20 protein-coding genes and 1 tRNA gene are annotated in these 23116 nt (G+C 69.2%); 8 read left to right on the forward strand and 13 right to left on the reverse strand.

What is annotated here, in order from left to right; translation table 11 throughout:
• Nucleotides 1–114: 114 nt before the first annotated feature.
• The 5 genes from ACFQW8_RS02800 to ACFQW8_RS02820 all read right to left on the reverse strand — a co-directional run bounded on the left by ACFQW8_RS02800 (nt 115) and on the right by ACFQW8_RS02820 (nt 6036).
• Complete coding sequence (locus tag ACFQW8_RS02800) at nt 115–1347, reverse strand: ABC transporter ATP-binding protein (protein WP_380085458.1); 1233 nt, start codon at nt 1345–1347, stop codon at nt 115–117.
• Nucleotides 1340–2371 (reverse strand): ABC transporter ATP-binding protein, encoded by a 1032-nt coding sequence (locus ACFQW8_RS02805; RefSeq protein WP_380085459.1) that lies wholly within the window; start codon nt 2369–2371, stop codon nt 1340–1342. Before ACFQW8_RS02805 ends, ACFQW8_RS02800 begins: the two co-directional genes overlap by 8 nt.
• An 8-nt stretch (nt 2372–2379) precedes the next feature.
• Nucleotides 2380–3297, reverse strand: coding sequence for an ABC transporter permease (locus ACFQW8_RS02810; RefSeq protein ID WP_380085460.1), 918 nt, complete (start codon nt 3295–3297; stop codon nt 2380–2382).
• On the reverse strand, nt 3290–4219 hold the full coding sequence (locus ACFQW8_RS02815) for an ABC transporter permease (protein WP_380085461.1): 930 nt from the start codon (nt 4217–4219) through the stop codon (nt 3290–3292). The genes ACFQW8_RS02810 and ACFQW8_RS02815 overlap by 8 nt, the downstream gene beginning before the upstream one ends.
• Nucleotides 4220–4389: 170 nt before the next feature.
• Nucleotides 4390–6036, reverse strand: a complete 1647-nt coding sequence (locus tag ACFQW8_RS02820; protein ID WP_380085462.1) for a peptide ABC transporter substrate-binding protein — start codon at nt 6034–6036, stop codon at nt 4390–4392.
• A gap of 195 nt (nt 6037–6231) precedes the next feature.
• Here ACFQW8_RS02820 and hisN point away from each other — a divergent pair, with 195 nt between their 5' ends.
• On the forward strand, nt 6232–7014 hold the full coding sequence (hisN, locus tag ACFQW8_RS02825) for a histidinol-phosphatase (RefSeq protein WP_380085463.1): 783 nt from the start codon (nt 6232–6234) through the stop codon (nt 7012–7014).
• A gap of 25 nt (nt 7015–7039) precedes the next feature.
• Here the strand turns inward: hisN and ACFQW8_RS02830 are convergent, their stop codons facing one another.
• Genes ACFQW8_RS02830 through ACFQW8_RS02840 form a run of 3 tightly spaced genes read right to left on the reverse strand, consistent with a single transcriptional unit; the run spans nt 7040 to nt 11145 of the window.
• Nucleotides 7040–8413 carry a M16 family metallopeptidase gene (locus ACFQW8_RS02830; protein ID WP_380085464.1) on the reverse strand — a complete coding sequence of 458 codons (1374 nt, stop codon included), beginning with the start codon at nt 8411–8413 and terminating at the stop codon, nt 7040–7042.
• Nucleotides 8410–9696: a M16 family metallopeptidase gene (locus ACFQW8_RS02835; RefSeq protein ID WP_380085465.1), complete on the reverse strand. Its 1287-nt coding sequence runs from the start codon at nt 9694–9696 to the stop codon at nt 8410–8412. Before ACFQW8_RS02835 ends, ACFQW8_RS02830 begins: the two co-directional genes overlap by 4 nt.
• Before the next feature lie 9 nt (nt 9697–9705).
• Nucleotides 9706–11145, reverse strand: a complete 1440-nt coding sequence (locus ACFQW8_RS02840; protein ID WP_380085466.1) for an NAD(P)/FAD-dependent oxidoreductase — start codon at nt 11143–11145, stop codon at nt 9706–9708.
• A 284-nt stretch (nt 11146–11429) separates the two neighbouring features.
• Between ACFQW8_RS02840 and ACFQW8_RS02845 the strand changes: the two genes are divergently transcribed.
• Nucleotides 11430–12197, forward strand: a complete 768-nt coding sequence (locus ACFQW8_RS02845) for an SRPBCC family protein (protein WP_380085467.1) — start codon at nt 11430–11432, stop codon at nt 12195–12197.
• A 152-nt stretch (nt 12198–12349) separates the two neighbouring features.
• On the opposite strand, the gene ACFQW8_RS02850 is transcribed toward ACFQW8_RS02845, so the two are convergent.
• Nucleotides 12350–12423 (reverse strand) — tRNA-Met (locus tag ACFQW8_RS02850).
• 71 nt (nt 12424–12494) lie between these two features.
• On the reverse strand, nt 12495–15641 hold the full coding sequence (locus ACFQW8_RS02855) for a UPF0182 family membrane protein (protein ID WP_380085468.1): 3147 nt from the start codon (nt 15639–15641) through the stop codon (nt 12495–12497).
• A 91-nt stretch (nt 15642–15732) separates the two neighbouring features.
• On the opposite strand from ACFQW8_RS02855, the gene ACFQW8_RS02860 reads away from it, so the two are divergent.
• Nucleotides 15733–16269 (forward strand): PPA1309 family protein, encoded by a 537-nt coding sequence (locus ACFQW8_RS02860; protein ID WP_380085469.1) that lies wholly within the window; start codon nt 15733–15735, stop codon nt 16267–16269.
• Nucleotides 16270–16285: 16 nt separating this feature from the next.
• On the opposite strand, the gene ACFQW8_RS02865 is transcribed toward ACFQW8_RS02860, so the two are convergent.
• Both ACFQW8_RS02865 and ACFQW8_RS02870 read right to left on the reverse strand, forming a co-directional pair.
• Nucleotides 16286–17431 carry a YlbL family protein gene (locus tag ACFQW8_RS02865; protein ID WP_380085470.1) on the reverse strand — a complete coding sequence of 382 codons (1146 nt, stop codon included), beginning with the start codon at nt 17429–17431 and terminating at the stop codon, nt 16286–16288.
• Nucleotides 17428–17886, reverse strand: a complete 459-nt coding sequence (locus tag ACFQW8_RS02870; protein WP_380085471.1) for a molybdenum cofactor biosynthesis protein MoaE — start codon at nt 17884–17886, stop codon at nt 17428–17430. The genes ACFQW8_RS02865 and ACFQW8_RS02870 overlap by 4 nt, the downstream gene beginning before the upstream one ends.
• 89 nt (nt 17887–17975) lie before the next feature.
• On the opposite strand from ACFQW8_RS02870, the gene ACFQW8_RS02875 reads away from it, so the two are divergent.
• Together ACFQW8_RS02875 and ACFQW8_RS02880 are read left to right on the forward strand one after the other, a co-directional pair.
• The gene (locus ACFQW8_RS02875; protein WP_380085472.1) at nt 17976–19406 is read left to right on the forward strand and encodes a zinc-dependent metalloprotease; all 1431 of its coding nucleotides are present in this window, start codon (nt 17976–17978) and stop codon (nt 19404–19406) included.
• A complete protein-coding gene (locus ACFQW8_RS02880; protein WP_380085473.1) occupies nt 19403–20002 on the forward strand; it encodes an NUDIX hydrolase in 600 nt (199 codons plus the stop codon). Before ACFQW8_RS02875 ends, ACFQW8_RS02880 begins: the two co-directional genes overlap by 4 nt.
• 46 nt (nt 20003–20048) lie before the next feature.
• Here ACFQW8_RS02880 and ACFQW8_RS02885 read toward each other — a convergent pair whose 3' ends face one another.
• On the reverse strand, nt 20049–20597 hold the full coding sequence (locus ACFQW8_RS02885; RefSeq protein WP_380085474.1) for a M48 metallopeptidase family protein: 549 nt from the start codon (nt 20595–20597) through the stop codon (nt 20049–20051).
• A gap of 252 nt (nt 20598–20849) precedes the next feature.
• Here ACFQW8_RS02885 and ACFQW8_RS02890 point away from each other — a divergent pair, with 252 nt between their 5' ends.
• The 3 genes from ACFQW8_RS02890 to ACFQW8_RS02900 all read left to right on the forward strand — a co-directional run bounded on the left by ACFQW8_RS02890 (nt 20850) and on the right by ACFQW8_RS02900 (nt 23095).
• Entirely contained in the window at nt 20850–21011 is a 162-nt protein-coding gene (locus tag ACFQW8_RS02890) for a DUF5679 domain-containing protein (protein WP_009775774.1), read from the forward strand.
• Nucleotides 21012–21152: 141 nt separating this feature from the next.
• Nucleotides 21153–21764, forward strand: a complete 612-nt coding sequence (locus ACFQW8_RS02895) for a hypothetical protein (RefSeq protein WP_380085475.1) — start codon at nt 21153–21155, stop codon at nt 21762–21764.
• The gene (locus ACFQW8_RS02900; protein ID WP_380085476.1) at nt 21761–23095 is read left to right on the forward strand and encodes an ABC1 kinase family protein; all 1335 of its coding nucleotides are present in this window, start codon (nt 21761–21763) and stop codon (nt 23093–23095) included. Before ACFQW8_RS02895 ends, ACFQW8_RS02900 begins: the two co-directional genes overlap by 4 nt.
• Nucleotides 23096–23116 lie beyond the last annotated feature (21 nt).

A 23116-nucleotide genomic window follows, 5' to 3' on the forward strand; every position in this document is an offset into this window, starting at 1 on the left:
CGGCGCTCCGCCGAGAGCTCTGTTGCGCGGAACTCGTCATGCCCCCAGATGCAGGTATGCCGCCCGCGTGAGCGGACGGCATACCTGTTCTTCCGGCTGTGCCGGAGGTGTCTGTCAGACCCTCGGGTCCCGCTTCTCGTCCGGCTCGTCGTCGACGACGAGGAGATTGTCCTGCGTCGAGCTCTGGCGACCTTCCGAGCCGACCGTGGCCTCGGAACGCTCGGCCATGGCGGCAGCGTCGGCAGGCTCCGTCTCCGCGTCCTCGCCGAACGCTGCCTGGTCGACGACGTCCGTCGTCGCGAAGCGTGCGTCAGGCTCCACGTGGGTGACGTCGATCGTCTCGACGATCACACGCGGCTCGGCGAAGAGACACGCGGACCGGTGCGCCGCGACACCGTCCGGACGGTCGATCAGCTCCGGGTCATCGACACTGCAGCGCTCCTGTGCCTTGAAGCACCGCGTGTGGAACCGGCAGCCCGAGGGCGGGTTGGCCGGAGACGGGACGTCACCGGTGAGGACGATCTGCTCGCGCTTGCCACGCATCGTGGGATCCGGCACGGGGACGGCCGAGAGCAGCGCCTGCGTGTAGGGGTGCGTCGGTCGCTGGTAGATCTCTTCCTCGGTGCCCAGCTCGACCATGCGGCCGAGATACATCACGCCGACGCGGTCGGAGATGTGACGGACGACGGAGAGGTCGTGAGCGATGAAGACGTAGGACAGACCGAGCTCGTTCTGCAGCTTCTCCATCAGGTTGATGACCTGGGCCTGCACCGAGACGTCGAGTGCCGAGACGGGCTCGTCGCAGATGAGCACCTTGGGACGCAGGGCGATGCCCCTGGCGATGCCGATGCGCTGGCGTTGACCGCCCGAGAACTGGTGCGGGTAGCGGCTGATGTGCTCAGGGTTGAGGCCCACCAGCTCGAGCAGCTCCTGAACAGCCTTCTTGCGACCCGCCTTGGGCACGACGTCCTGGTGGATGTCGAACGGCTCGCCGATGATGTCGCCGACCGTCTTGCGCGGGTTGAGCGAGGTGTAGGGATCCTGGAAGACGATCTGGATGTCGCGGCGCACCGCGCGCATCTCCTTGCTGTTCAGGCTGTACATGTCGTGCCCGTCGAAGTTCAACGTGCCCGCCGTGGGCTCTTCGAGCCGCATGAGCATGCGACCCAGGGTGGACTTGCCACACCCGGACTCGCCGACGATGCCGAGGGTCTCGCCACGGCGCAGCTCGAACGAGACTCCGTCGACGGCCTTGACGTTCTGCTTGCCGGTCGACCTCAGGATGCCGTCCCGGATCGGGTAGTGCTTGAAGAGGTTGTCGGCCTTGAGGATGATGTCGTCAGCCATTGAGGACCTCCTCGGCGAAGTGACAGGCCGACTGCTGCTGGCCGACGTGGCGCAGTGCGGGCTCGTCCGTGCGGCAGATGTCCTGGGACATCCGGCAGCGCGGGTGGAACGCACATCCTGAAGGGATGCGCGTGAGGTTGGGCGGAAGCCCACCGATGGCCGCCAAGGTCTGACCCTTCTGGTCCAGCCGCGGGATCGACTCGAGCAACCCGCGGGTGTAGGGGTGCGCCGGGCGCGCGTAGAGGTCCTCGATCTCCGCCTGGGCGACGATCCGACCGGCATACATGACCGCCGCACGGTCAGCCACGTCGGCGACGACCCCGAGGTCGTGCGTGATGAGGATGAGCCCCATCTGGCGCTCCTCCTGCAGCTCGGCGAGCAGGGCCATGATCTGTGCCTGGACAGTGACGTCGAGGGCCGTGGTCGGCTCGTCGGCGATGAGGACAGCCGGGTCGAGCGAGATGGCCATCGCGATCATGATGCGCTGGCGCATACCACCGGAGAACTGGTGCGGATACTGCTTGACCCGCTGCTTGGCTGCCGGGATGGCCACGCGCTCCATGAGCCGGACGGCCTGTGCGTAGGAGTCGGACTTGTTCATGCCCCGGTGCTTCCGGAACATCTCACCGATCTGCCAGCCCACGGGGAAGACCGGGTTCAGCGCGCTCAGTGCGTCCTGGAAGATCATCGAGATCTCCGGTCCGCGGATGAGGCGGCGCTGCTCCTCCGGCATCGTCAGGAGGTCCTCCCCGCAGTAGCGGATCCCTCCCGAGGGGATGACGGCCGGCGGCATGTCGAGGATGCCCATGACCGCCTGGGCGGTGACGGACTTGCCGGATCCGGACTCACCGAGGATGGCGAGGGTCTCGCCCTGGTGGAGGTTGAAGGAGACACCGTTGATCGCCTTGGCGGCGCCACCGGGGGTGTGGAACTCGACGAAGAGGTCGTCCACCTCGAGCAGCGTGCCGTCGGGGGCGGCCTTGTACTTGGAGTCGGTCTTGTGCGCTGGGGCAACTGCGGTCATGTCGCTCCTCATCGTGACTTGGGGTCGAAGGCATCGCGCACGGCGTCGCCGAGCAGGATGAACGCCAGGACCGCCATGCTCAGGAACAGGCTGGGGAAGAACAGGGCGTGGGGCGCCGCGCGCATCGCGGTGAGCGCCTCGCTGATCGAGACGCCCCACGAGATGGCCGGCGGCGTGAGCCCGATGCCGAGGAACGACAGCGTCGCCTCCACGGAGATGTAGACACCGAGGTTGATCGACGAGACCACGAGGACCGGCGCGAAGGCGTTGGGCATGATGTGCGACCGGATGATGCGCCACGGGGTGGCGCCCAGCGCACGAGCCGCCTGGACGTACTCCTGGGGCTTGACCTGCAGCACGCTCGAGCGCATCAGTCGGGCGTTGGACGGCCAGCCCAGCACGGCGAGCGCGGCCACCACCTTGAGCACGATGAGCAGGTACGGAGTCGACGAGTCGTTGGGGAAGGTCGCCAGGAAGAGCAGCGCGCCCAGCAGCAGGGGGATGGCGAAGAAGATGTCCGTCAGCCTCGAGAGCAGCATGTCGATCCACCCGCCGAAGTAGCCGGAGAACACACCGATCGCCACACCGACGATCATTGTGGAGGTGGTCGCGAGGAACCCGACGAGGATCGACGACCGAGCTCCGTAGACCGTGCGGGCATAGATGTCGTAGCCCTGCCGGTCGTGTCCGAAGATCGCGCCGTCGCCCGGGGGCTTGAGCGAGTTCGCGAGGTTGCCGGCTGCCGGGTCCTTGTCGGTGAACAGGCCCGGGAAGATCGACATCACGACGAAGAGGGTGATGAGCGCCGCCGAGATCCAGAAGACGGGGTTGCGCCGCAGGGCCTTCCACGCGTCGCTGGCGAGCGAGCCACCTGCCTCGACCTCGCCGGCATCGACGGTCATGGGGGAAGCGATCTGGTCACTCATGGCTGATCCTGGGATCGAGCACGCCGTACATCAGGTCGACGAGCAGGTTGACGAGGAGGTAGACGAGCACCAGCAGGGTCACCGTGCCCACGATCGCCACACCGTCCTGCGCGGGGATCGCGCGGAAGAGGTAGCCACCGACGCCGTTGATGTTGAAGATGCGCTCCGTGACGAGCGACCCGCCGAGCAGCGCGCCAAGGTCGTAGCCGATGAAGGTGATGACGGGGATCATTGAGTTGCGCAGCGTGTGCAGACCCACGGTCCGGGCGCGCGTCAGCCCCTTCGCCTTGGCCGTGCGCACGTAGTCGGCACGCAGGTTGTCGACGAGGTTCGTCCTCGTCAGTCGCGCGATGTAGGCGACCGAGGCCGACGCCAGCACGAAGGCTGGTAGGACGAAGTCGAAGAGCGACGCGTCTCGCGTTGGCACGGAGATCGGGAAGATCCCGAGCTGGAGCCCGAAGACCAGCTGCGAGGTGCTGCCGATGACGAAGATCGGCACGGAGATGAGGAGCAGGGTGCTCACGAGCACGACCTGGTCGATGAACTTGCCCTTGCGCACGCCCGAGAGCACGCCGGCGAGGATGCCGATGATGACCTGGATGACGACGGCCATGAGCGCGAGCTTCACGGTCGTGGGGTAGCGGGCGATGATGTCGTCGATGACGGGGACGTCACGCTGGTTGGTGCCGAAGTCGCCCTGCAGCACGTTGCCCATGTACTTGAGGTACTGGAGCGGCAGCGGGTCGTCGAGGTTGTACTTGGCACGGAAGGCCGCGATGTATGCCGGTGAGCAGGGGCGCTCGCCGCACTTGTTGTCCGTGGGGTCACCCGGAAGCGCGAAAACCATGACGTAGATCAAGAACGTGGTGCCCAAGAGCACCGGGATCATCAAAAGCAGACGGCGAACAATGTATTTGCCCACGCGCCACCTCCTTCACTATGTGCGTCGCCACCTGATCGAGGTCAGCGACGCCTCGCGGTCGTGTGACCACCATCGGGGCCGCTCGACCATACCTCTCCGGGTGGTGGAGCCTTAACGGACATCACGATGGGGTGGGTGGCGAGCCACCCACCCCATCGTGCACGAAGCGCTTACTTCAGCGTCACGTTTCCGTAGTCCGGAACTCCGAACGCGTCCACCTCGACGGTGTTCACCTTGTCGGACCAACCGGTCTGACGAGCGGTGTACCACATCGGCATGGTCGGGAGATCCTGTCCGAGAAGCTTCTCAGCTTCCTGGTACTTGCTGTTGCTGGAGGCGGGGTCGCCGTCAGCCGCAGCGTCGTTGAGCAGCTTGTCGAACGCGGGGCTGCTGTAGTCCTGGTAGTTGCTGTCGGCGTCCGTGCCGTACAGCGGGGCCAGGAAGTTCTCGATGGACGGGTAGTCCATCTGCCAGCCCAGACGGAACATCCCGTTGAACTTGCGCGACTCGAGCTCCTTCAGCATCGTCGAGAAGTCGACGAACGGACGGGGCACGCAGTTGATGCCGGTGTTGGTCTTGATCTGGTTGCAGGTCGCCTCGACCCACTCCTTGTGACCACCGTCGTTGTTGTAGGCGAACTCGAGCGTGCCGGTGAAGCCGCCACCCTCGGCGAGCGTCGTCTTGGCCTTGGCCGCGTCGAACGTGCAGGCCTCGCCACAGGCGCCGGCGGCGTAGCCGTCGATGCCCGGCGGAACCCAACCGGTGGCCGGGACCCGACCCTTGTTGAAGATCTTGTCGGTGATCTCCTGGCGGTTGACCGCCATCGAGATGGCCTGACGCACCTTGACGTTGGACAGACGCGGGTCGGTCTTCGTGAAGCCGACGTGGGTGATGCCCGCGACGGCCTTGGTGGCCGCACGGCCCTGGAGGTCGGTCTTCCAGGCCTCGCCGATGAGGGCGCTCGTGGGCACCTGCTCCATCACGTCGATCGTCCCGGCGATGAGGTCCTTGTAGGCGGTCTCGTCGTCGGCGTAGATCTTGAAGGTGATGTTGTCGGGCTTGGCGGCGTCCTTACCCGAGTAGTCCGCGAACTTCTTGAGCTTGATGTCGACGTCAGGCGTCAGCGAGACGAACTCGTAGGGGCCGGCACCGATCGGCTTCTTGCCGTAGGCCTCGGGGTCCGCGAAGAACGAGTCGGGAAGCGGCGCGAACGCGGTGTAGCCGAGGCGCACCGGGAGGTTCGAGACCTTCTCGCTGGTCTTGATCGTGAAGGTGTGGTCGTCGACGACCTTGAGGCCGGAGAGCTCCTTGGCCTTGGGGGCCGGAGCCTTCTGGGGGCCGTCCTCGTCGGGGTCCTCCGACTGGAGGTCGGCGTAGCCCTCGAAGGGGGTGAAGAAGTAGGACGCGCCCTGGCCGTTGGGGAAGTACGAGGCGTAGTTCCAGGCGTCGACGAAGTTCTTCGCCTTGACCTCGGTGCCGTCGTGGAACTTGTAGCCCTTCTTGAGCTTGACCTCGAAGTTCTGGTTGTCCGACGTCGTGATCGACTCGGCGATGTCCATCTCGGGCTTCGCGTCCTTGGTGGCGTACGACACGAGCTTGGCCGTGACGAGGTCGAGGACGTTGCCGCCACACGTCTCGGACGTGTTGCTCGGGATCAGGGGGTTCTGCGGGCTGCAGCCTTCCACGGAGATGTCGCCGCCGGCCTTGGCCGACGACGCGTCAGGGGTCTCTTCTTCGCCGCCGCCGCCGCAACCGGCGAGAAGCAGGGCTGCCGCCGAAATACCGGCAACGGCCACCGTGCGAGTGGTTCCTCGCATGGATGTCCTCCTACGTGTAGAGCCGCCCAGGGAAAATGAACGGACATCAAGTGAGCGCCGGTCCCGGTCGGGTGGCCCCCGCATGCCCCGGAAGGGCACGCGGTCCCCATGTAAGACCACAAGTGCGACTGGCGGGAGAGGCGTGACCGACCCGAGACCCGATTGTGACCGTTGCGAGGGGCTACGGTGACGGACGTGCCGACCTATGACGACGACCTGCGACTAGCCCATGTCCTCGCGGACGCCGTCGAGCGAGTGACGGTCTCTCGCTTTCGTGCCGAGGACCTGCACGTCGAGTCCAAGCCGGACCTGACGCTCGTCAGTGACGCTGATCGGACGGCGGAGGAGCTGGTCCGGTCGCAGCTCAAGCGCACCCGCCCGCGTGACGCCGTGATCGGCGAGGAGATGGAGCCCACCGGGCACGGCCCTCGCCAGTGGGTCATCGACCCCATCGACGGGACCCACAACTTCGTGCGCGGGGTGCCCGTCTGGGGCACGCTCATCGGGCTAATCGACGACGGCCGGCCGGTCCTCGGCCTTGTCGCAGCCCCCGCCCTGAACCGCCGTTGGTGGGCGGCGCTCGGCAGCGGCGCCTGGGCCGGTCGCAGCCTCACCTCCGCGAAGCGCATCTCGGTCTCGAAGGTCTCGGCGGTCGCCGACGCGTCGCTGTCCTACAGCTCGTCGTCGTCGTGGGAGGCGGTGGGCCGTCAGCAGGCCTTCCTGGACCTGGCCCGGGACTGCTGGCGTGAGCGTGCCTACGGCGACTTCTGGTCCTACATGCTGCTGGCCGAGGGTGCGGTGGACATCGCGGCCGAGCCCCAGCTCAACCTCCACGACATGGTGGCCCTCGTCCCGATCGTCACCGAGGCCGGCGGGCGGTTCACCTCACTGCGGGGCGAGGACGGCCCCTTCGGCGGCAACGCCGTCGCGACCAACGGGCTGCTGCACGACGAGGTCATGGCGCGCATCGGCCTGTGACCCGCCGGCCGCGAGTCGGGACCGGTCAGTTGGGCAGAACTGTGATCGGGCCCAGCGCGAGCCCGTCGATGCCCTCCCGCAGGAGTGCCGCGTCACCGACGACGATGATGACCCACTCCCCCGTGACGACGTCGTTGTATGCCGCCGTCAGACGTGCGTCGTCGAGTGCACCCATGCGTTGCAGGGTCGTGGTCTGGAAGTCGAGCGGGAGGCCTTCGATGGCCAGCGCGGAGGCTTCGTCGGCGACCGCGTCAGCCGTCGCGTAGCGGCCGGGCGCCGTCTGCACGACGTAGTCGACACCGGAACGGATCTCCTTGTCGGAGAAACCGGCTCGCGCCTCGTCAAGGATGTCCACGAGGAGACGCAGGGCATCGACGGTCGCGTCGGCTCGCACGGAGCCAGCAGTGATGAACGACCCACCACGAGCCCGCGGCCGGAAGCTGGCTCGGATGCCGTAGGTGTAGCCCTTGTCCTCGCGGAGCACGGCATCGACACGGGCGCTGGGCGAGCCACCGATGATGAACGAGAGCACGGGATAGGGGTCCCAACCTGTGCTGACCGAGCGATCTGGCCCGGGCACGGCGACGGAGAGCTCGCTCTGCACCGAGCCCGGGCGGTCGACGAGCACCACCCGGGTGCCGCCACCGATGGGCATCGGTGGCCGCGCCGGCGTGGCAGGGACGTGCTCCGGGTTGACCCAACCGCCGAGCCCGACCGCCACGGCCTCCGGCACGTCGATGCCCGTGAGGTCACCGGCCACGACGAGGGTGGCACCCCGAGGTCCCACGTGGGCACGGTGGAATGCCACGACGTCCTTGCGGGCCATGGCCGCGATCGAGTCGGGGGTCCCGGCCGTCGGGCGTGAGGCTCGCTCGGTGGGAGCCCACAGGTTCGCGGTGAGCTCGCGGGCTGCCCGATGGGGCGCGGAAGCGCGCTCCTGCTCGATCTCCGCGAGGCGGCTGCGCAGGATGCGGCGCACCTCGGCCTCCGGGAAGACCGGCTCGGCCAGCGCCTGGCGCATCAGGTCCAGCGCCGCCGGGAGGAAGCGTTGGGGCACGTCGACGTCGACAGTCAGCGCACCGTCGGTCACCGACGCGCCGAGCACCATGCCGGTGCGCTCCATGAGCTCGGCGAACTCGTCGCTGGAGTGGCGTGCCGTCCCCTCGTCGAGGAGGCGGGCCGTCATGGCTGCGACACCTTCGCGATCCGCCGGCTCGTCAGCGAGCGCAAGTGGCACGACGAGCCGAATGGACAAAACGTACTGACCGGGGACGGCATACGACAGAACGCGTATGCCGTTGTCCGTCACCGTCTCGTCCGGCAGCGGGAAGGCCCACGACCCGGGTGGGGCGACATCGGGCCGGGGAACCGTGGGGCTGCTGGTCGGGGTGGCGCTCATGCGACCTCTTCGGACTCGATGTCGGCGCGGTAGGCGACCACGGCGCGGCTCTCGGGGCGCAACCACCGCGCGGCCGCCGCCCGCACCTGCTCCGGGGTGATGGCGCGCAGGCGGTCGAGGTGGGTGTTGACGAGCCTGGGGTCGCCGTGGAGCAGCGTGTAGTGCGACAGGGCGTCCGCACGCTCCTCCTGGCTTGCCAGCATCGACAGCCACGACCGCTCGGCCTGGGCCAGGGCGGCCTCCATCTCGGCCACGGTCGGGCCCTCGACGGCGAACCGTTCGAGCTCCTCGAGCAACGCCACCTCGACCTCGTCGGTCTCGGCGTCGGAGGCGATGTCGACGACGATGAACCCCAGGGAGACGCCGTCGACGAAGCCCCAGGCGGTCGCGTGGGCGCCGAAAGCCGTCTGCTCCTTGCGGACCAGGCGTCGGACCAGACGGGACGACGCGAGGCCCCCGAGAGCGTCCAGGGCGAGGCTGGCCGCGTTGAACTCCTCGGTCTCGTCGACCGGCAGCCGGAAGGCGATGTGCAGCCGGTCGTTCGGCACGTCCTCACGGCGCTCGACCCGCACCGGCGCGGTGAGCGGGGGCAGCGGCTCGACCGGTCCGCGACGCGGTTGTGGATGTGGCTCGATCGAGCCGAGATAACGCTCCACGAGGGTGAACCCGTGCTCTGGAGTGATGTCACCACACAGGGTCAGGACGGTGTTGTCGGGGGCGTAGTGAAGGCGGAAGAAGGCGTGCACGTCCTCGACGCTCGCGGCGTCGAGGTCCTCCATCGACCCGATCGTCGAGTGGTGGTAAGGGTGCCCCTCGGGGAAGACCGCGGCATAGACGTCGATGAGGGCGTTGCCGTAGGGCTGGTTGTCGTAGCGCTGCCGCTTCTCCTCCTTGACGACGTCCCGCTGGTTGTCGAGGTTGGCCTGGTTCACGGCATCGAGGAGGTGCCCGTGCCGGTCGGCCTCGAGCCACAGGGCGAGCTCGAGGGCGCCCTTGGGGACCGTCTCGAAGTAGTTGGTGCGGTCGAACCACGTCGTGGCGTTGAGCCGACCACCCTGCGCCATCAGGGCCTCGAAGTGCTCGCCACTCGCGACACCACGCGAGCCCTGGAACATGAGGTGCTCGAACAGGTGCGCGAACCCGGTGCGGCCGCTGGCTTCGTGGCGCGAGCCCACTCCCACCCAGATGTTGAGGGTGACGTTGGGGACGCTGGGATCCGGGGAGACGACGACACGCAGACCGTTGGGCAGCGTGCGCTCGTGGACCGGGTAGTCGAGCGGCATGGCGCCACCCTACGTGGCGCTGTGCCCGCCCTCATCGCTCGCCGGCTCGCCGGGAGCGGACGCCGATGCACGTGTGGTCGACGTGGGGGCCGGCGTGGGCGTGACATGGTCGGACTCGACCACGGGGAGCTTCGGGAGGTCCTTCGGATCCATCGTGCGGATGATGTTGCGCGCCAGGATCTGCTGCGCGGTCACCGTGCGCTCCGAGCGACCACGGCCGATGAAGCTCACCGTCCAGTGCAGCAGCGTGGTGATGCGCTGCTTGAAGCCGATGAGGTAGACGATGTGGATCGCGAGCCACAGCACCCAGGCGAGGAACCCGGAGAACCGCAGCTTTCCCACACTCGCGACGGCGCTGAAGCGGGAGATCGTGGCCATCGAGCCCTTGTCGAAGTACGAGAAGGACGGCGGCGCCGGCTTGCCGTCGAGGCGCGCCATGAGGTGCTTGGCCGCGTAGCGAGCACCTTGGATCGCGACCTGGGCCACGCCGGGCAGGTTGTCCAGCGAGGCCATGTCGCCGATGACGTAGACGTCCGGTCGGCCCGGGAGCGTGAGGTCGGGGTTGACCCTGACGCGCCCCGCGCGGTCGAGCTCCGCGTCGGACTGGTCAGCCAGCATCGCCCCGAGCTCGGAGCCCTGGACGCCGGCCGCCCAGACCTTGGTCATGGCCTCGATGCGCGCCGGGGTCCCGTCGGACTTCTCGATGTCGATGCCGGTGGAGTCGACTCCGACGACCTTGGTGCCGAGCTCGACCTCGACGCCCATCTTGGTCAGCCGGTCCCTGGCGGAGCCTCCGAGCCGGTCACCGAAGGACGGCAGGACCTGGGGTGCGGCATCGATGAGCACGATCCGTGCCTGTCGTGGGTCGATCGACCGGAAGTCGCGCCTGAGCGTGCGGTGAGCGAGCTCGGCGATCTGCCCCGCCATCTCGACTCCCGTGGGCCCGGCACCCACGACGACGAAGGTGAGGTAACGATCGCGCTCCGCGGGGGCAGTGGCCAGCTCGGCCCACTCGAACGCACCGAAGATGCGGCCACGCAGCTCGAGGGCGTCATCGATGCTCTTCATGCCCGGGGCGTACTCGGCGAACTGGTCGTTGCCGAAGTAGGACTGCCCGGCGCCGGCTGCCACGAGCAGCGTGTCGAACGGCGTGACGGTCTCGCGCCCCAGCACCTCACTCGTCACCGTCTTGGCCCCGAGGTCGATGGCAGTGACGGTGCCGAGGATGACGCGCGCGTTCTTCTGCCTGGCGAGGATCTCGCGGGTGCTCGGGGAGATCCCGCCTTCGGACAGGATGCCGGTGGCGACCTGGTAGAGGAGCGGCTGGAAGAGGTGGTGGGAGGTCTTGGCCACCAGGGTGATCTCGACGTCGTCTCGACGCCTGAGGGCCTGCGTGCCGAAGAGCCCACCGAAGCCGGATCCGATGACGACGACGCGATGCGGGGCCATGCTGTGCCTCCTCGAGGATCCCGGGTGACCTCCACCCGGGGGAAATGACGAAACGGCGAGCCAGGCATTCGCCGACCCACCGTTGTCGCGTGCGACAGGCACTCGGACCATCGTGGCGAGGACCCTGTCGACATCCCCATGCTATCGGACGGTCGAGGGGTCGCAGCGGACAGCCGACGGTCGATGCTCACGGCCGATGTTTGGGCGCCTCGTGCGCGGGCAGGGGACAGTCACAACGCCCACTCGCGGCCGCGGCCCCCCGTGCGCCGCCCGAAGGAGGAAGCATGAGCACCAAGGTCGAGAAGAGCATCGTCGTCGACGTTCCGATCAGCACGGCGTACAACCAGTGGACGCAGTTCGAGGACTTCCCACAGTTCATGGGAGCCGTGCAGCAGGTCGAGCAGCTCGACGACCAGCGACTGCGCTGGGTCGCCCAGATCGCGGGGGTGAAGCGCGAGTGGGAGGCGCGCATCCTCGAGCAGCGACCGGACGAGAAGATCGCCTGGGCCGCGACCGAGGGCGCCACGAACGCCGGCGCCGTCTACTTCGCCCCTGTCGGCGCGGGGCAGACCCGCGTCACCCTGGAGCTCGAGTACGAGCCCGAGGGGCTCGTCGAGAAGGCCGGCGAGACCCTCAGCATCGTCGAGCGCCAGGCCGAGAAGGACGTCGAGTCCTTCAAGACGTTCATCGAGGGCCGGTCGACGCCGACAGGTGCCTGGCGGGGTGACGTCGAAGGCGCCGTCCCGGGCACGCCCGGCGTCGAGAGCGCCACCTCGCAGGGCGACAGCGGCAAGGCGGGCATCTCCAAGACGGCGATGGCCGCGGGTGCTGCCGCCGTCGCTGCTGGCGCCGCTGCCGTCGCGGCCACGCGTGGTGGGGGTTCTGGCGAGGACTCCCAGAGCTCGCAGGACTCACCCGCCGAGGCCGAAGTCGTGGCACCGGTGACGGAGGACGAGACCTTCGTCTCCGAACCGGTCGTCGCCGAGGCGGTCGTCGTCGAGGCGGTCGTCGTCGATGAGGACACGCTCACCGATCCCCGGGCGAACATCTAGCCTCTTCCTGCACGTCGCGTCGAGCCGCCCCTCCCGCGTGACCGGAGGGGCGGCTAGGTCGTGCGTGAGGGCGCAGCTCGTGGTGGAGCGGCGTACCGGGGGGAGAACGAGGTCAGGCCCGGAGAACGTGAGTTCTCCGGGCCTGACGTGCGTAGCGGGGGCAGGATTTGAACCTGCGACCTCCGGGTTATGAGCCCGGCGAGCTACCGAGCTGCTCCACCCCGCGTCGGGTAAGTGACCTTGCGGCCTCTCGGTATCCCCTAGGTTACGGGACGGTTGGCTGAGCGCCAAATCCGGTCAGGGAGAAGGGGTTGGGGTCGGCGTCGGACTTCCCGTCGGTGTCGATGTGGGCGTGGGCGTCGGGGTGGCGGAGCCGCTCGGAGCCGGCGTCGCGGTGAGCTGCGGGCTGATGGCCGCGGCTCGGGCGATGGCGTCCTGCAGGTCCTTCTGGGCCAGCCCGTATGCCGCGAAGTCACCCTTCTTGAGCGCCGCCTGTCCCGCTGCGTTGGCCGTCTCGATGTCACGGATGATGCCCGCCAGCTGGGCGCCCGGGGTCGACGTCGGCGGCGGTGTCCCGCCCGTCGGCGGCGGCGTACCCGGAGCGGATCCGACGTCACCGGCGTCTGCACCGGAGTTGCCACCGAAGAGGCCGTCGAGGGCCTGGTCGAGCGTCTCGCCCCAGGCGATCCGCTTGCCGAAGACCGCCACCGTGGCCTTGTTCTGGGGGAACGATCCACCCTCTCGGGAGGCCTGCACATACATCGGCTGGACGTAGAGCAGCCCCTCGCCCACGGGCAGGGTCAGCAGGTTGCCGTAGGTCAGCTGCTTGCCGGCCTGCCTGTTCTGGGCGATGAACTGGCTGAGGTTGAGAGGTTCGGTGGGGCTCTGCGACCGAGCCGTCGAGACCTCGATCTGGTTCTGGACCTGACCGGGCCCGTCCACCGCCGAGTTGCGTGGCAGCTCGAGCAACCGCATGGCCCCATAGGTCCCAGCCGGTTTGCCCGCCGTCGTGCCCGCGTCCGCGTCCACGGCCAGGAACCCGCGCAGGATCTCCCGGCCGGTACCCGAGGGGATGAACGTCGTCGTCAACGAGAACGCGGGCGTCGTCTGGTCCGGCATCGCCAGGGACTGGTAGTAGACCGGCTGGTCCTGGGTCGCGTGGGTCGGGTCCTTGGGGACCCGCCAGAAGTCACCACCGCCGTAGAAGGAGTTCGCGTCGGTCACGTGGTAGCTCGACAGGAGCTGGCGCTGGACCTTGAACAGGTCCTGCGGGTAGCGCACGTGCGACATGAGCTGCGAGGACATCTCGGAGAGCGGGGACACCGATCCGGGGAAGGCCTTGCTCCACGCCTTGAGGATCGGGTCGGTCGTGTCCCAGCCATAGAGGTTGACGGAGCCGTCGGCCGCGTCGACCGTGGCCTTGACCGAGTTGCGGATGTAGTTGACCTGGCCCGCGCCTGCGACGACGACCCGGGAGTTGGCGTTCACGGAGTCTGAGGTGGCGTCGGAGAGCTCGGTGAGCTTGCTGTTGGGGTATCGGGCCGTCGTGGTGTAGCCGTCGACGATCCACTTGATCCGGCCGTCCACGACGGCCGGGTAGGCGTTGCCGTCGATGGTGAGCCACGGCGCCACTCGCTCGATGCGCTCTCGAGGCTGCCGGTGGTCGAGGATGCGTGACTCCTCGTTCACCGCGTCGGACAGGAGGAACTTGGGCTCGCGGTACTTCACGGCATACGCGAGCTTGCGGACGAAGGAGCCGATCTCGACCCCACCATCGCCCTCGAAGGTGTTGTTGGCCTGCCCGCCCTCGCCCTTGTCGTCGGGGAAGTCGAACTCCCGCGGCTTGGCACCTGCGGGTGCACCGACGATCGAGTACGGAGGGGACTGCTCGCCGAAGTAGATGCGCGGTTCGTACTCGACGCCCATGGGGCCCTTGGTGGAGAAGCCGTTGGAGAAGAACTGAGGGTCACCCTCGCTCGTGCGCTTGTTGCCGTAGGCGCCGATGAACCCGAAGCCGTGGGTGTAGACCGTGTGGTCGTTGAGCCAGTTGCGCTGCCCCGCGGGCACCCCCTCGAGGTTGAGCTCTCGGACGGCGACGATCGAGTCACTCTTCTTGCCGTCGACGGCATACCGGTCGACGTCGAGGATGTCGGGGAACGCGTAGTACTGGCGCAGGCCCTCGAACTGCCGGAAGGTCGGGGAGACCACGTTGGGGTCGACGAGCCGGATCCCGGGGATCGTCTGGGCGTCCTCACGCAGCTGGCCCGGCGCCGCGTCGGTGGTGGCCGCGTAGGGCGTCTTCTTGATGCCGTCGATGGCGAACGCGGCGCGGGTCGCGTCGATGTTGCGCTGGATGTACATGGCCTCGAGCGACTTCTCGGACGGGCGAACCTTGAGCGACTGCACGGCGGCCGGGTAGAGCCCACCGGCGACGACCGAGAGGACCGTGAGCAGCCCGACGCCGATGAGGGGCAGTCGCCAGCTGCGGGTCCAGATCGCCGCGATGAAGAAGCCCGCGCACATCACCGTCGCGACCGCGAGGATCGCCTTGATGGGCAGGACGGCGTTGGCGTCGGTGTAGGTGATGCCGGTGATCAGCCTCGACTCGTGCGTGGTGAGGCTGTAGCGGTCGAGCCAGTAGGCCGCTGCCCGCACGAGCGCGAGGAGCGAGGCGATCGTCGCGATCTGGATGAACGCGGCTCGGGTCGTCGTGCCTCGACCGGGGAGCTGGAGACCGCCATAGACGTAGTGAGTGAAGGCCGCCGCGATGAGCGCCAGCAGCAGGATGACGGTGAAGAAGCTGACGAGGAAGCGCAGCCACGGCAGCGTGAACACGAAGAAGCCGACGTCGAGACCGAACTGCGGATCCTTGACGCCGAAGGGAACAGCGTTGCGCCACAGGAGGAACGTGCGCCACGCACCCATGGCCGCCGCACCGGCGAGCAGCCCGAGCACGGAGGGGATGACGACCGTCGCGAGACGGCGCAACGGGTCGAGGACCTGCCGATACTGGTCGAGGACCTGCGCGGAGGGTGAGGGCGTGATGCGCAGCGGACGAGTCCGGTATGCCGTGACGAGACTTGCCGCCACCGCACCCGCTGTGAGGATGAAGGCCGTGATGAACAGCAGAGCCCTCGTGCCGAGCTGCGTCATGAAGACGTCGCGGAAGCCGACGGAGTCGAACCACCAGAGGTCCGTGAGGATGCCGGCCGCCATGAGGGCGAGGATGACGAGTCCCGCGAGGATGCCGAGCGTCGTGCCGAGCGGTCCGCGCCGAGGGGGCGTCCCCGCACCCCGAGGGCGGGCCTGGCCACCGAAGCCAGCCCCTCCAGCCGCCGGGCCGTCAGGACGGGAGGACCGTCCGGATTCGCCGGACCCGGACGCGCCGGGGCCCTTGCCTGCGTCGTCGGGGTTGATCCCGTCGAACCACTCTGACCGGCTCACTTGTGCTGACTCCACGTCCGTGCCTCCCCGGGCACCGCCCGGGCTGGAGGGCCAACATATATGGCGAAGATGGGTGCGGCACGATGGGTTCGTGACCTCAGCCCCGCAGCCTGTGACGGACCCCCTCTCCCTCGCCGCCCTCGACACCGAGCGCCATGTCGCGTCAACCGGATGGGACCAGCCACCACGGCTCTTCGCACTCGTTCCCACCGCCGACCTGCTCGAGCGTGAGCCCCACCTCGCCGCCGGGCTCACCGTGTCGGACCAGATCGCCGGCGCCCTCACGGCCATCGAGCAGGAGGACCTGCCCACGACCGACTCGATCGAGAGCCTGCTGGGTCAGATCGCGTGGCCCGACACGGTTGAGGGCTGCGCCATCGTCGTCGAGCGGCTCGTCGTCCCCCCGGAGGCCGAGCGGGACCTCCCCGACGACCACGAGGCGGCCGTGGCGGCCCTGGCCGAGCACCCGGACCGTCGCGACGTTCGGCTGCTGGCAGCGGTGACCCGGGACGGTCGCACCATCTGCCTGCTCCGGCAGCGCGAGCACGACCGCGACGACCGGGTGGCGACGGGCAGCGACCTCGCACCGGGGCTCGTCGCAGCGCTGCGAGCCACCCTGACCAGCTGACCAGCGCCACTAACGGTCAGCCCTGAGAGCAGGTGGGGAGCGAGTCGGCCTCGCCGGCGGCGATGGCCCTCACTGCTCCGAGTGCGTCGTCGAAGGTGCCGATCCGCACGACGGTGAGTCCGTCGGGCACGTGGTCGACGACCTCGTCGCAGTTGTCCGCCGGCGCCAGGAAGTAGTCGGCTCCGCCGTCGCGAGCCCCGTGCAGCTTCTGCCGGATGCCACCGATCGGGCCCACGGACTCATCGGGCTCCATGGTCCCCGTGCCGGCGATGCGCCTGCCCCCGGTGAGGTCCCCGGGAGTGAGGACGTCATAGACCGCAAGGGTGAACATCGTTCCCGCAGACGGCCCGCCGACTCCCCCGGCCGTGATCGTCACGTCCACCGGCAGGTCGTACTCACGTCCGAGCAGGACCCCGATGATCGTGGAGCCGCCGTTGTCCCGGGTGGGCACCGACAGCGCCTTCTGCGCACCCTGGCGCTTCACCACGATGGCGACCTTGGTGCCGGCCTTCTGCGCCCGCACCGCCGCCTGGACCGCAGCAGCATCGGCGGTGGGCCTCCCCGCGATGGACACGAACTCGTCGCCTGCCTCGAGGACTCCCTTGGCCGGTGAGCCATCGGGGACCTGGGACACGACGACACGCTCGGGCACCGTGCGTCCGGTCTCGCGCAGGGCGATGGCGGCCGCAACCTCCTGGGAGTCCACCATCTCGGCGGCGCTCTCCTGCCGAACCTCCTCGCGGGTCGTCTCCTCGGGGTAGTACGCCTCGCGCGGGAAGATCTCCTCCTCGTCTCGCAGTCGGGCCACCGCCAGGTCGAAGGGGTTGACCCGCTGGCCCGGACCCCCGCTGATCCGCACCGTGGTGAAGTCCAGAGCGCCCTTGGCCGGGTATGCCGCGACGCCCTTGACCTGGATGATGGGCTTCCCGTCGAGCTGGCCGAGGGTGTTGGTGATGGGTCCCGGCTGCAGGACGACGTAGGGCAGCGAGATGAAGGAGATGCCTGCGGCGAGGACGATCAGCACGAAGAGCATCGTCAGCAGTCCGCCGCTGCGCCGGCTCACGAGGTAGGGGTTCGGCTCCGGTGCATCCGCGGCCGCCTCGTGCGAGGCGGCAGACCCAACCGCGCCGCTCACGGGAGCGGCAGGATCGGACGAGCTCACGGCATACCCACCCATTCGGTGCCGCCGGCACCCAGGTGCTGGTGCTTCCAGATCGGCACCTCGGACTTCAGGGTGTCGATGAGGTCGCGACAGGCCGCGAAGGCCGCGTCCCGGTGGGGAGCCGAGGCCGCCACGACGACCGCGACGTCGCCGATCTCGAGGTGGCCGCTGCGGTGCAGAGCGGCGACCCGCACTGCACCGGACCGGGCAGCGACGACGTGGGAGACCTCGGTCAGCCGCGCCTGGGCGGTGGGGTGCACGGAGTAGTCGAGCGAGGCGACGTCCTGGCCCCCGTCGTGGTCACGCACCATCCCCACGAAGACGGTGACGCCACCACAGGTGGGGTGCTGCACGGACGCGAGGACCTCGTCGACCGAGAGCGGCTCCTCCCGGATCTGCGCCAGGGTCACGGTGCCCGTCGTCGCTCCGGCCGCGTCGGTCACGTCGTGCTCCACACGTTCCTCCTCGGAACTATCCCCGGGTCATCCGTGGTTGGGTACTGATGAGACCACATCTTCTCATCGTCGCCCCCAGGAGACCCCCAGTGACCGATTCGCAGGACCGCCCCGACGAGCCCGAGGAGTCCGGCCTCCCGCCCGAGCTCGAGCAGGTCCTGAAGGGCCTCACCGGCGGTCAGGAACTCGACCCGCAGATGGTCGAGATGCTGCGCGGGATGGGCCTGGACAAGGTCGACCCGCAGATGCTGCAGATGGTCGCCGGCCAGGTGCAGTCGATGTTCGCCGGAGCCGACGAGTCCGGCGCGGTCGATGCTTCCGTGGCCACAGACATCGCGCGCAAGACCGTTGCGGCAGAGGGTGACCCCACGGTGTCGACGTCCGTCGACGCTCAGGCACGACAGGCGGTCGACGTGGCCAACCTCTGGCTCGACGCCGTCACGGACCTCGATCACTCCGGCCTGACGGGCCGGGCGTGGAGTCGCGCCGAGTGGGTCGAGGCGACCATGCCCGTGTGGCGTGAGCTCGTCGACCCGATCGCGGTCGGTGTCAGCGATGCGATGGGCGCCGCCCTCACCAAGCAGCTCGGTGACCTCGGCGAAGGTGGGCTCCCCGAAGGGCTCGTCCCCCCGGGCACGAACCCGGCCGCCGTGATGGGGCAGATGGGCCCGATGCTGAGGCGCATGCAGGGCTCGATGTTCTCGGTCCAGCTCGGCCAGGCGGTCGGCACCCTTGCGGGTGAGATCCTCACCGGTGGTGAGGTGTCGCTGCCGCTGGTCCCTGCGCCCGACGTGGTCCTCATGCCGGAGGCGATCACCGCCTTCGCCAAGGGTCTGGAGATCGACGAGCCGCAGGCTCGGCTGCTCCTCGCCGTCCGTGAGAGTGCCCGGACCCGCCTCTTCCACGCCGTCCCCTGGCTCGCTCCGCAGCTGCTCGGGGCCGTGCGCGACTACGCCCGGGACACGACCATCGACACCGACGCCATCGAGGAGGGCCTGCGCTCGATCGATCCCACCGACGCCGAGGCCATGCAGCAGGCCCTCGCCGGGCGCCTGTTCGCCCCCCAGCAGTCGCAGACCCAGAAGGCAGCCCTCACGCGCCTCGAGACCCTCCTGGCCCTCGTCGAGGGATGGGTCGACGTCGTGACCGCTGCCGCGGTGACGCCGCAGCTCCCCCAGGCCGAGGCGCTCGGTGAGGCCATCCGTCGGCGACGGGCCAGCGGCGGTCCTGCCGAGAAGACCTTTGCGGCGCTCGTCGGTCTGGACCTGCGACCGCGCCGGCTCCGGGACGCCGCCAACCTCTTCGCCGCCCTGGAGGCCTCCGGCGGCGCCGACGCCCGCGACGCCGCCTGGGCGCACCCCGACGTCGCCCCGTCGGCGTCGGACCTCGACGACCCGTTGGGCTACGTCGAGCGCCAGAACGCCGTGGCCTCGGGCAGCGACACCTTCGACGCCGAGCTCGATGCCCTGCTCCGGGACGACACCAGCGGCGAGTCCGCCGACGGGTCTGCCCGCCCGTGACCGAGGCGTTCGACGAGCACTCGGCCGACCTCGAGGTCGAGCGCGCCTTCGCTCACCTGCACACCGACGCCACCTCGGCGCTCGCTGCCTGGAGCGCGCCGGATGCTGCTCAGGAACGGTTGCGGACGGCATACCTCACCCATCTGGGTCGACACCTCGACGGTGTCGCCAAGGCTGGGCCACCCGCCCACCTCACCGCCAGTTGCCTCGTGATCAGTCCCGACGGAGGGCACGTGCTGCTCACGCACCATCGGCGAGCGCAGCAGTGGTTCCAGTTCGGTGGACACCTCGAGGTCGACGACGAGAGCCTGTGGTCCGCCGCGACCCGCGAGGGACGTGAGGAGTCCGGCATCGCGTCGGTCTCGCCCGAGCCGGTCGTCGTCCAGCTCGACCGGCACGACCTCAGCGGCGACTTCGGCAGGTGCCGGCAGCACCTCGACGTGCGGTATGCCGCGATCGTGGACCGGTCCGTCAGCCCGTCGCCCAGCACGGAGTCGCTCGACGTGGCGTGGTGGTCGACCGAGGCGCTGCCGTCCGGCACCCGCGCCGAGCTGACGGCGCTCGTGACGTCCGCCCGTCGCGCGCTCGACCTCTGACCCACGACCCCCTTGGCCGCGCCATCACGCGGTCACGTGGTCACGCTCAGGCGGACGCGTCCTCGACCGACTCCACGTCGTTGTCCTCGGCGATGTCGATGCCCTTGGCCAGCGCGACGCCGTCGAGGAAGCCGCGAGCGCGCTCGAGCTTGGGATAGGACCGCAGAAGGGTCCAGAAGTCGCGGTTGTGACCCGCGACGAGCAGGTGGGCGAGCTCGTGCAGGATGACGTAGTCGACGACGTAGCCGGGCATCCCCTGGAGCCGGTCGGAGAGGCGGATCGACCCGTCCGCCGGCGTGCAGCTCCCCCATCGCGAGCGCTGGTTGGTGACCCACCGGATGCTGCGTGGTCGCGCGTGCCCGCCGAGGTAGCGGTCGGACAGGTCGGTCGCACGGGCCAGGAGGTCCTCGTCACTCGGTCGGCGACGCCGATCGCCCGCCTTGAGCTTGTCGAGCATGCGGGCGACCCAGACGCGCTCCTCGGCGCGTGACATCGAGGCGGGGATGAGCACGACCACGCGGCCGTTCTCGCGACGGGCGCTGACCGTGCGGCGGCGTCGCGGGCTGCGTCGGACCTCGACGTCCTCGGTGCTCACGTCTCCCACGGTAGGCCAGAGCACCGACATTTGCCGGAGCCACGCGACGGTGCCGACGGAAGCGCGACGAGGAGGCGGGAGGTGCCCACTGCGACCCAGGTGGCTGGTGGGATGCGTGAGGTCAGGATCGCGGTGGACGAGCACGGGCAAGGCCGCTCCGGCTGAGCGTGGTACGGGACGAATCCGTGCTCGCTCGGTCTAGGGTGAAAGAGTTCTCGCCGCTTCCCGCGGCACCACGACCAAGGAGATGCAATGGCAGACGAGACCTACAAGGGCGAGTTCTACTGCGTGAAGTGCAAGGAGAAGCGCGAGGCCGAGGGCAACGTCGTCGTCTCCGACAACGGCCGTCGCATGGCCAAGGGCAAGTGCCCCGTCTGCGGCACCAACCTCAACCGCATCCTCGGCAAGGCCTGAGCGCCCAGCCCACCCGCACCATCCTGCGGCCCCCGGTTCCCACCGGGGGCCGCCGCGTTGCCCGGGCCTGTGGATGACCGAAGGGTCGCTCCCCCGCGCTGTGCCAGATTGTCAGGACCACACGTCCTGAAGGAGGCATCGATGGTCCAGCCGGCAATCGTCGTGGACGGCCGCGGTGGCCTCCCCGACGAGATCTGCCGCCAGCTGCGCCTGGCCGGCGCATCGCGCGTGCACGGTGGGCCGTACGCCGCGGACGCCGCCGAAGCCCACCTCGGTCTCCGCCCACGCGAGCGTCCGGCCGCGGTCGTCCTCGTGGGCAACCACACGGTCACGGTCGAGGCGACCGCGCCCTGGCACCGTGCCGGTGTGCCCCACCTCCCGGTCACCTGTGACGGGCGCGTCGCCGTCGTCGGCCCACTCATCGTCCCCGGTCGCGGCGGCTGCTGGCGTTGCCGCGCACTGACCGCCCATGACCTCGATGCGGTGGGCGCCCTGCCCGTCGGCCGTTTCGCACTCGACCCCGTGGCCCTGCCCGCCGGGGGTCTCGGCGTCCTGACGGCAGCCGTCACCGCCAGCGTCACCCTCGCTGCCGTCGCCGGTGCGACCCGACTCAGCGGCGTGTCGACCGAGCTCGAGGTCGAGGGTCCGAGCGTCACCCACCGGCACTGGGGAAGGCACCCCATGTGCACCGACTGCCCGACTCCGGGGACCGCCGCACGGTCATCAGGTGGTCAGGACACAATGGCTGGGTGAGCGACATCCCGCGGCGGTCCCTGACCCGCACCGCCAAGCTCGTCGGCCTGCCCCTGGGGCATGCCGGGCGTGCGGCCGTGGGTCTCGGGCGTCGCGTCGGAGGCGCACCGGCCGAGGCCATCGCTGCTGAGCTCCAGACCCGGACCGCCGAGCAGCTCTTTGCCGTGCTCGGCGAGCTCAAGGGCGGTGCCATGAAGTTCGGGCAGGCGCTCTCGGTCATGGAGGCGGCCATGCCAGAGGAGCTCGCCGGCCCCTATCGGGCCACCCTCACCAAGCTCCAGGAGGCTGCGCCGCCCATGGCGGTCGAGCGGGTGCACGCGATCCTCGCCGAGCAGCTGGGTCCCCGCTGGCGCACCGCGAAGTTCCGGTCGTTCGAGGACCTACCCGTCGCCGCTGCGTCGATCGGTCAGGTGCACCGCGCCGTGTGGCGCGACGGGCGCGAGGTGGCCGTCAAGGTGCAGTACCCCGGCGCAGGGGCAGCCCTCCTGTCGGACATCACCCAGCTGTCTCGGGTGGCCCGGCTCGCCGGTGCCTGGATCCCTGGCATCGCCATGGGGCCGATCCTCGACGAGGTGCGGAGCCGCATGAGCGAGGAGCTCGACTACGACCTCGAAGCCAGGCACCAGAAGGTCTTCGCCAAGGCGTTCCGCGACGACGACGAGGTCTTCGTGCCGGACGTCCTCGCCCACAGCGCACAGGTCATCGTCTCCGAGTGGGTGCAGGGCCGCCCCCTCTCGCAGATCATCTCGGACGGCACTCCCGCCGAACGCGACCAGGCCGCGAGCCTCTATCTTGAGTTCCTGCTGCGCGGCCCCAACCGCGCCAGCCTCCTCCATGCCGACCCGCACCCGGGCAACTTCCGGATCACCGCCGACGGCCGGCTCGGCGTCCTCGACTTCGGCGCCGTGAACCGGCTGCCCCAGGGCATGCCGCCCGCCATGGGCGAGATCCTCACCCACACCCTCGCCGGCGACGAGGCCGCACTGGGCGCGGTCCTGCGCCAAGCCGGGTTCATCCGCCCGGGTGTCGAGGTGTCCGACAGCGCCCTGCTGCGCTATCTGAGCACGTTCGTCGAGCCACTCCAGCGCGAGACGTTCACCTTCAGCCGCGCCTGGTTGCGCTCGGTCTCGGCGACGATCCAGGACCCCCGCCGCGAGCAGTTCCTCGTGGGCCTGAAGTTCAACCTGCCACCCGACTACCTGCTCATCCACCGCGTCTGGCTTGGCAGCATCGGCGTGCTCTGCCAGATCGGTGGCACCGTGCCGATGCGTGGCCTCGTCTTCGCCCACGCACCGGGAATCGACGAGGACGCCGTTCCCCCACCGAGGTGAGCGGACGGCACACACCAGCAG

The organism is Knoellia altitudinis, from assembly GCF_042666355.1.
Taxonomy (GTDB): Bacteria; Actinomycetota; Actinomycetes; order Actinomycetales; family Dermatophilaceae; genus Knoellia; species Knoellia altitudinis.

Coding starts and splice junctions, on each gene's coding strand:
- ACFQW8_RS02800 (WP_380085458.1), bottom strand. CDS start 1,347: ATGGCTGACGACATCATCCTCAAGGCCGACAACCTCTTCAAGCACTAC.
- ACFQW8_RS02805 (WP_380085459.1), bottom strand. CDS start 2,371: ATGACCGCAGTTGCCCCAGCGCACAAGACCGACTCCAAGTACAAGGCC.
- ACFQW8_RS02810 (WP_380085460.1), bottom strand. CDS start 3,297: ATGAGTGACCAGATCGCTTCCCCCATGACCGTCGATGCCGGCGAGGTC.
- ACFQW8_RS02820 (WP_380085462.1), bottom strand. CDS start 6,036: ATGCGAGGAACCACTCGCACGGTGGCCGTTGCCGGTATTTCGGCGGCA.
- ACFQW8_RS02830 (WP_380085464.1), bottom strand. CDS start 8,413: ATGAGCGCCACCCCGACCAGCAGCCCCACGGTTCCCCGGCCCGATGTC.
- ACFQW8_RS02835 (WP_380085465.1), bottom strand. CDS start 9,696: ATGCCGCTCGACTACCCGGTCCACGAGCGCACGCTGCCCAACGGTCTG.
- ACFQW8_RS02840 (WP_380085466.1), bottom strand. CDS start 11,145: ATGGCCCCGCATCGCGTCGTCGTCATCGGATCCGGCTTCGGTGGGCTC.
- ACFQW8_RS02845 (WP_380085467.1), top strand. CDS start 11,430: ATGAGCACCAAGGTCGAGAAGAGCATCGTCGTCGACGTTCCGATCAGC.
- ACFQW8_RS02890 (WP_009775774.1), top strand. CDS start 20,850: ATGGCAGACGAGACCTACAAGGGCGAGTTCTACTGCGTGAAGTGCAAG.
- ACFQW8_RS02895 (WP_380085475.1), top strand. CDS start 21,153: ATGGTCCAGCCGGCAATCGTCGTGGACGGCCGCGGTGGCCTCCCCGAC.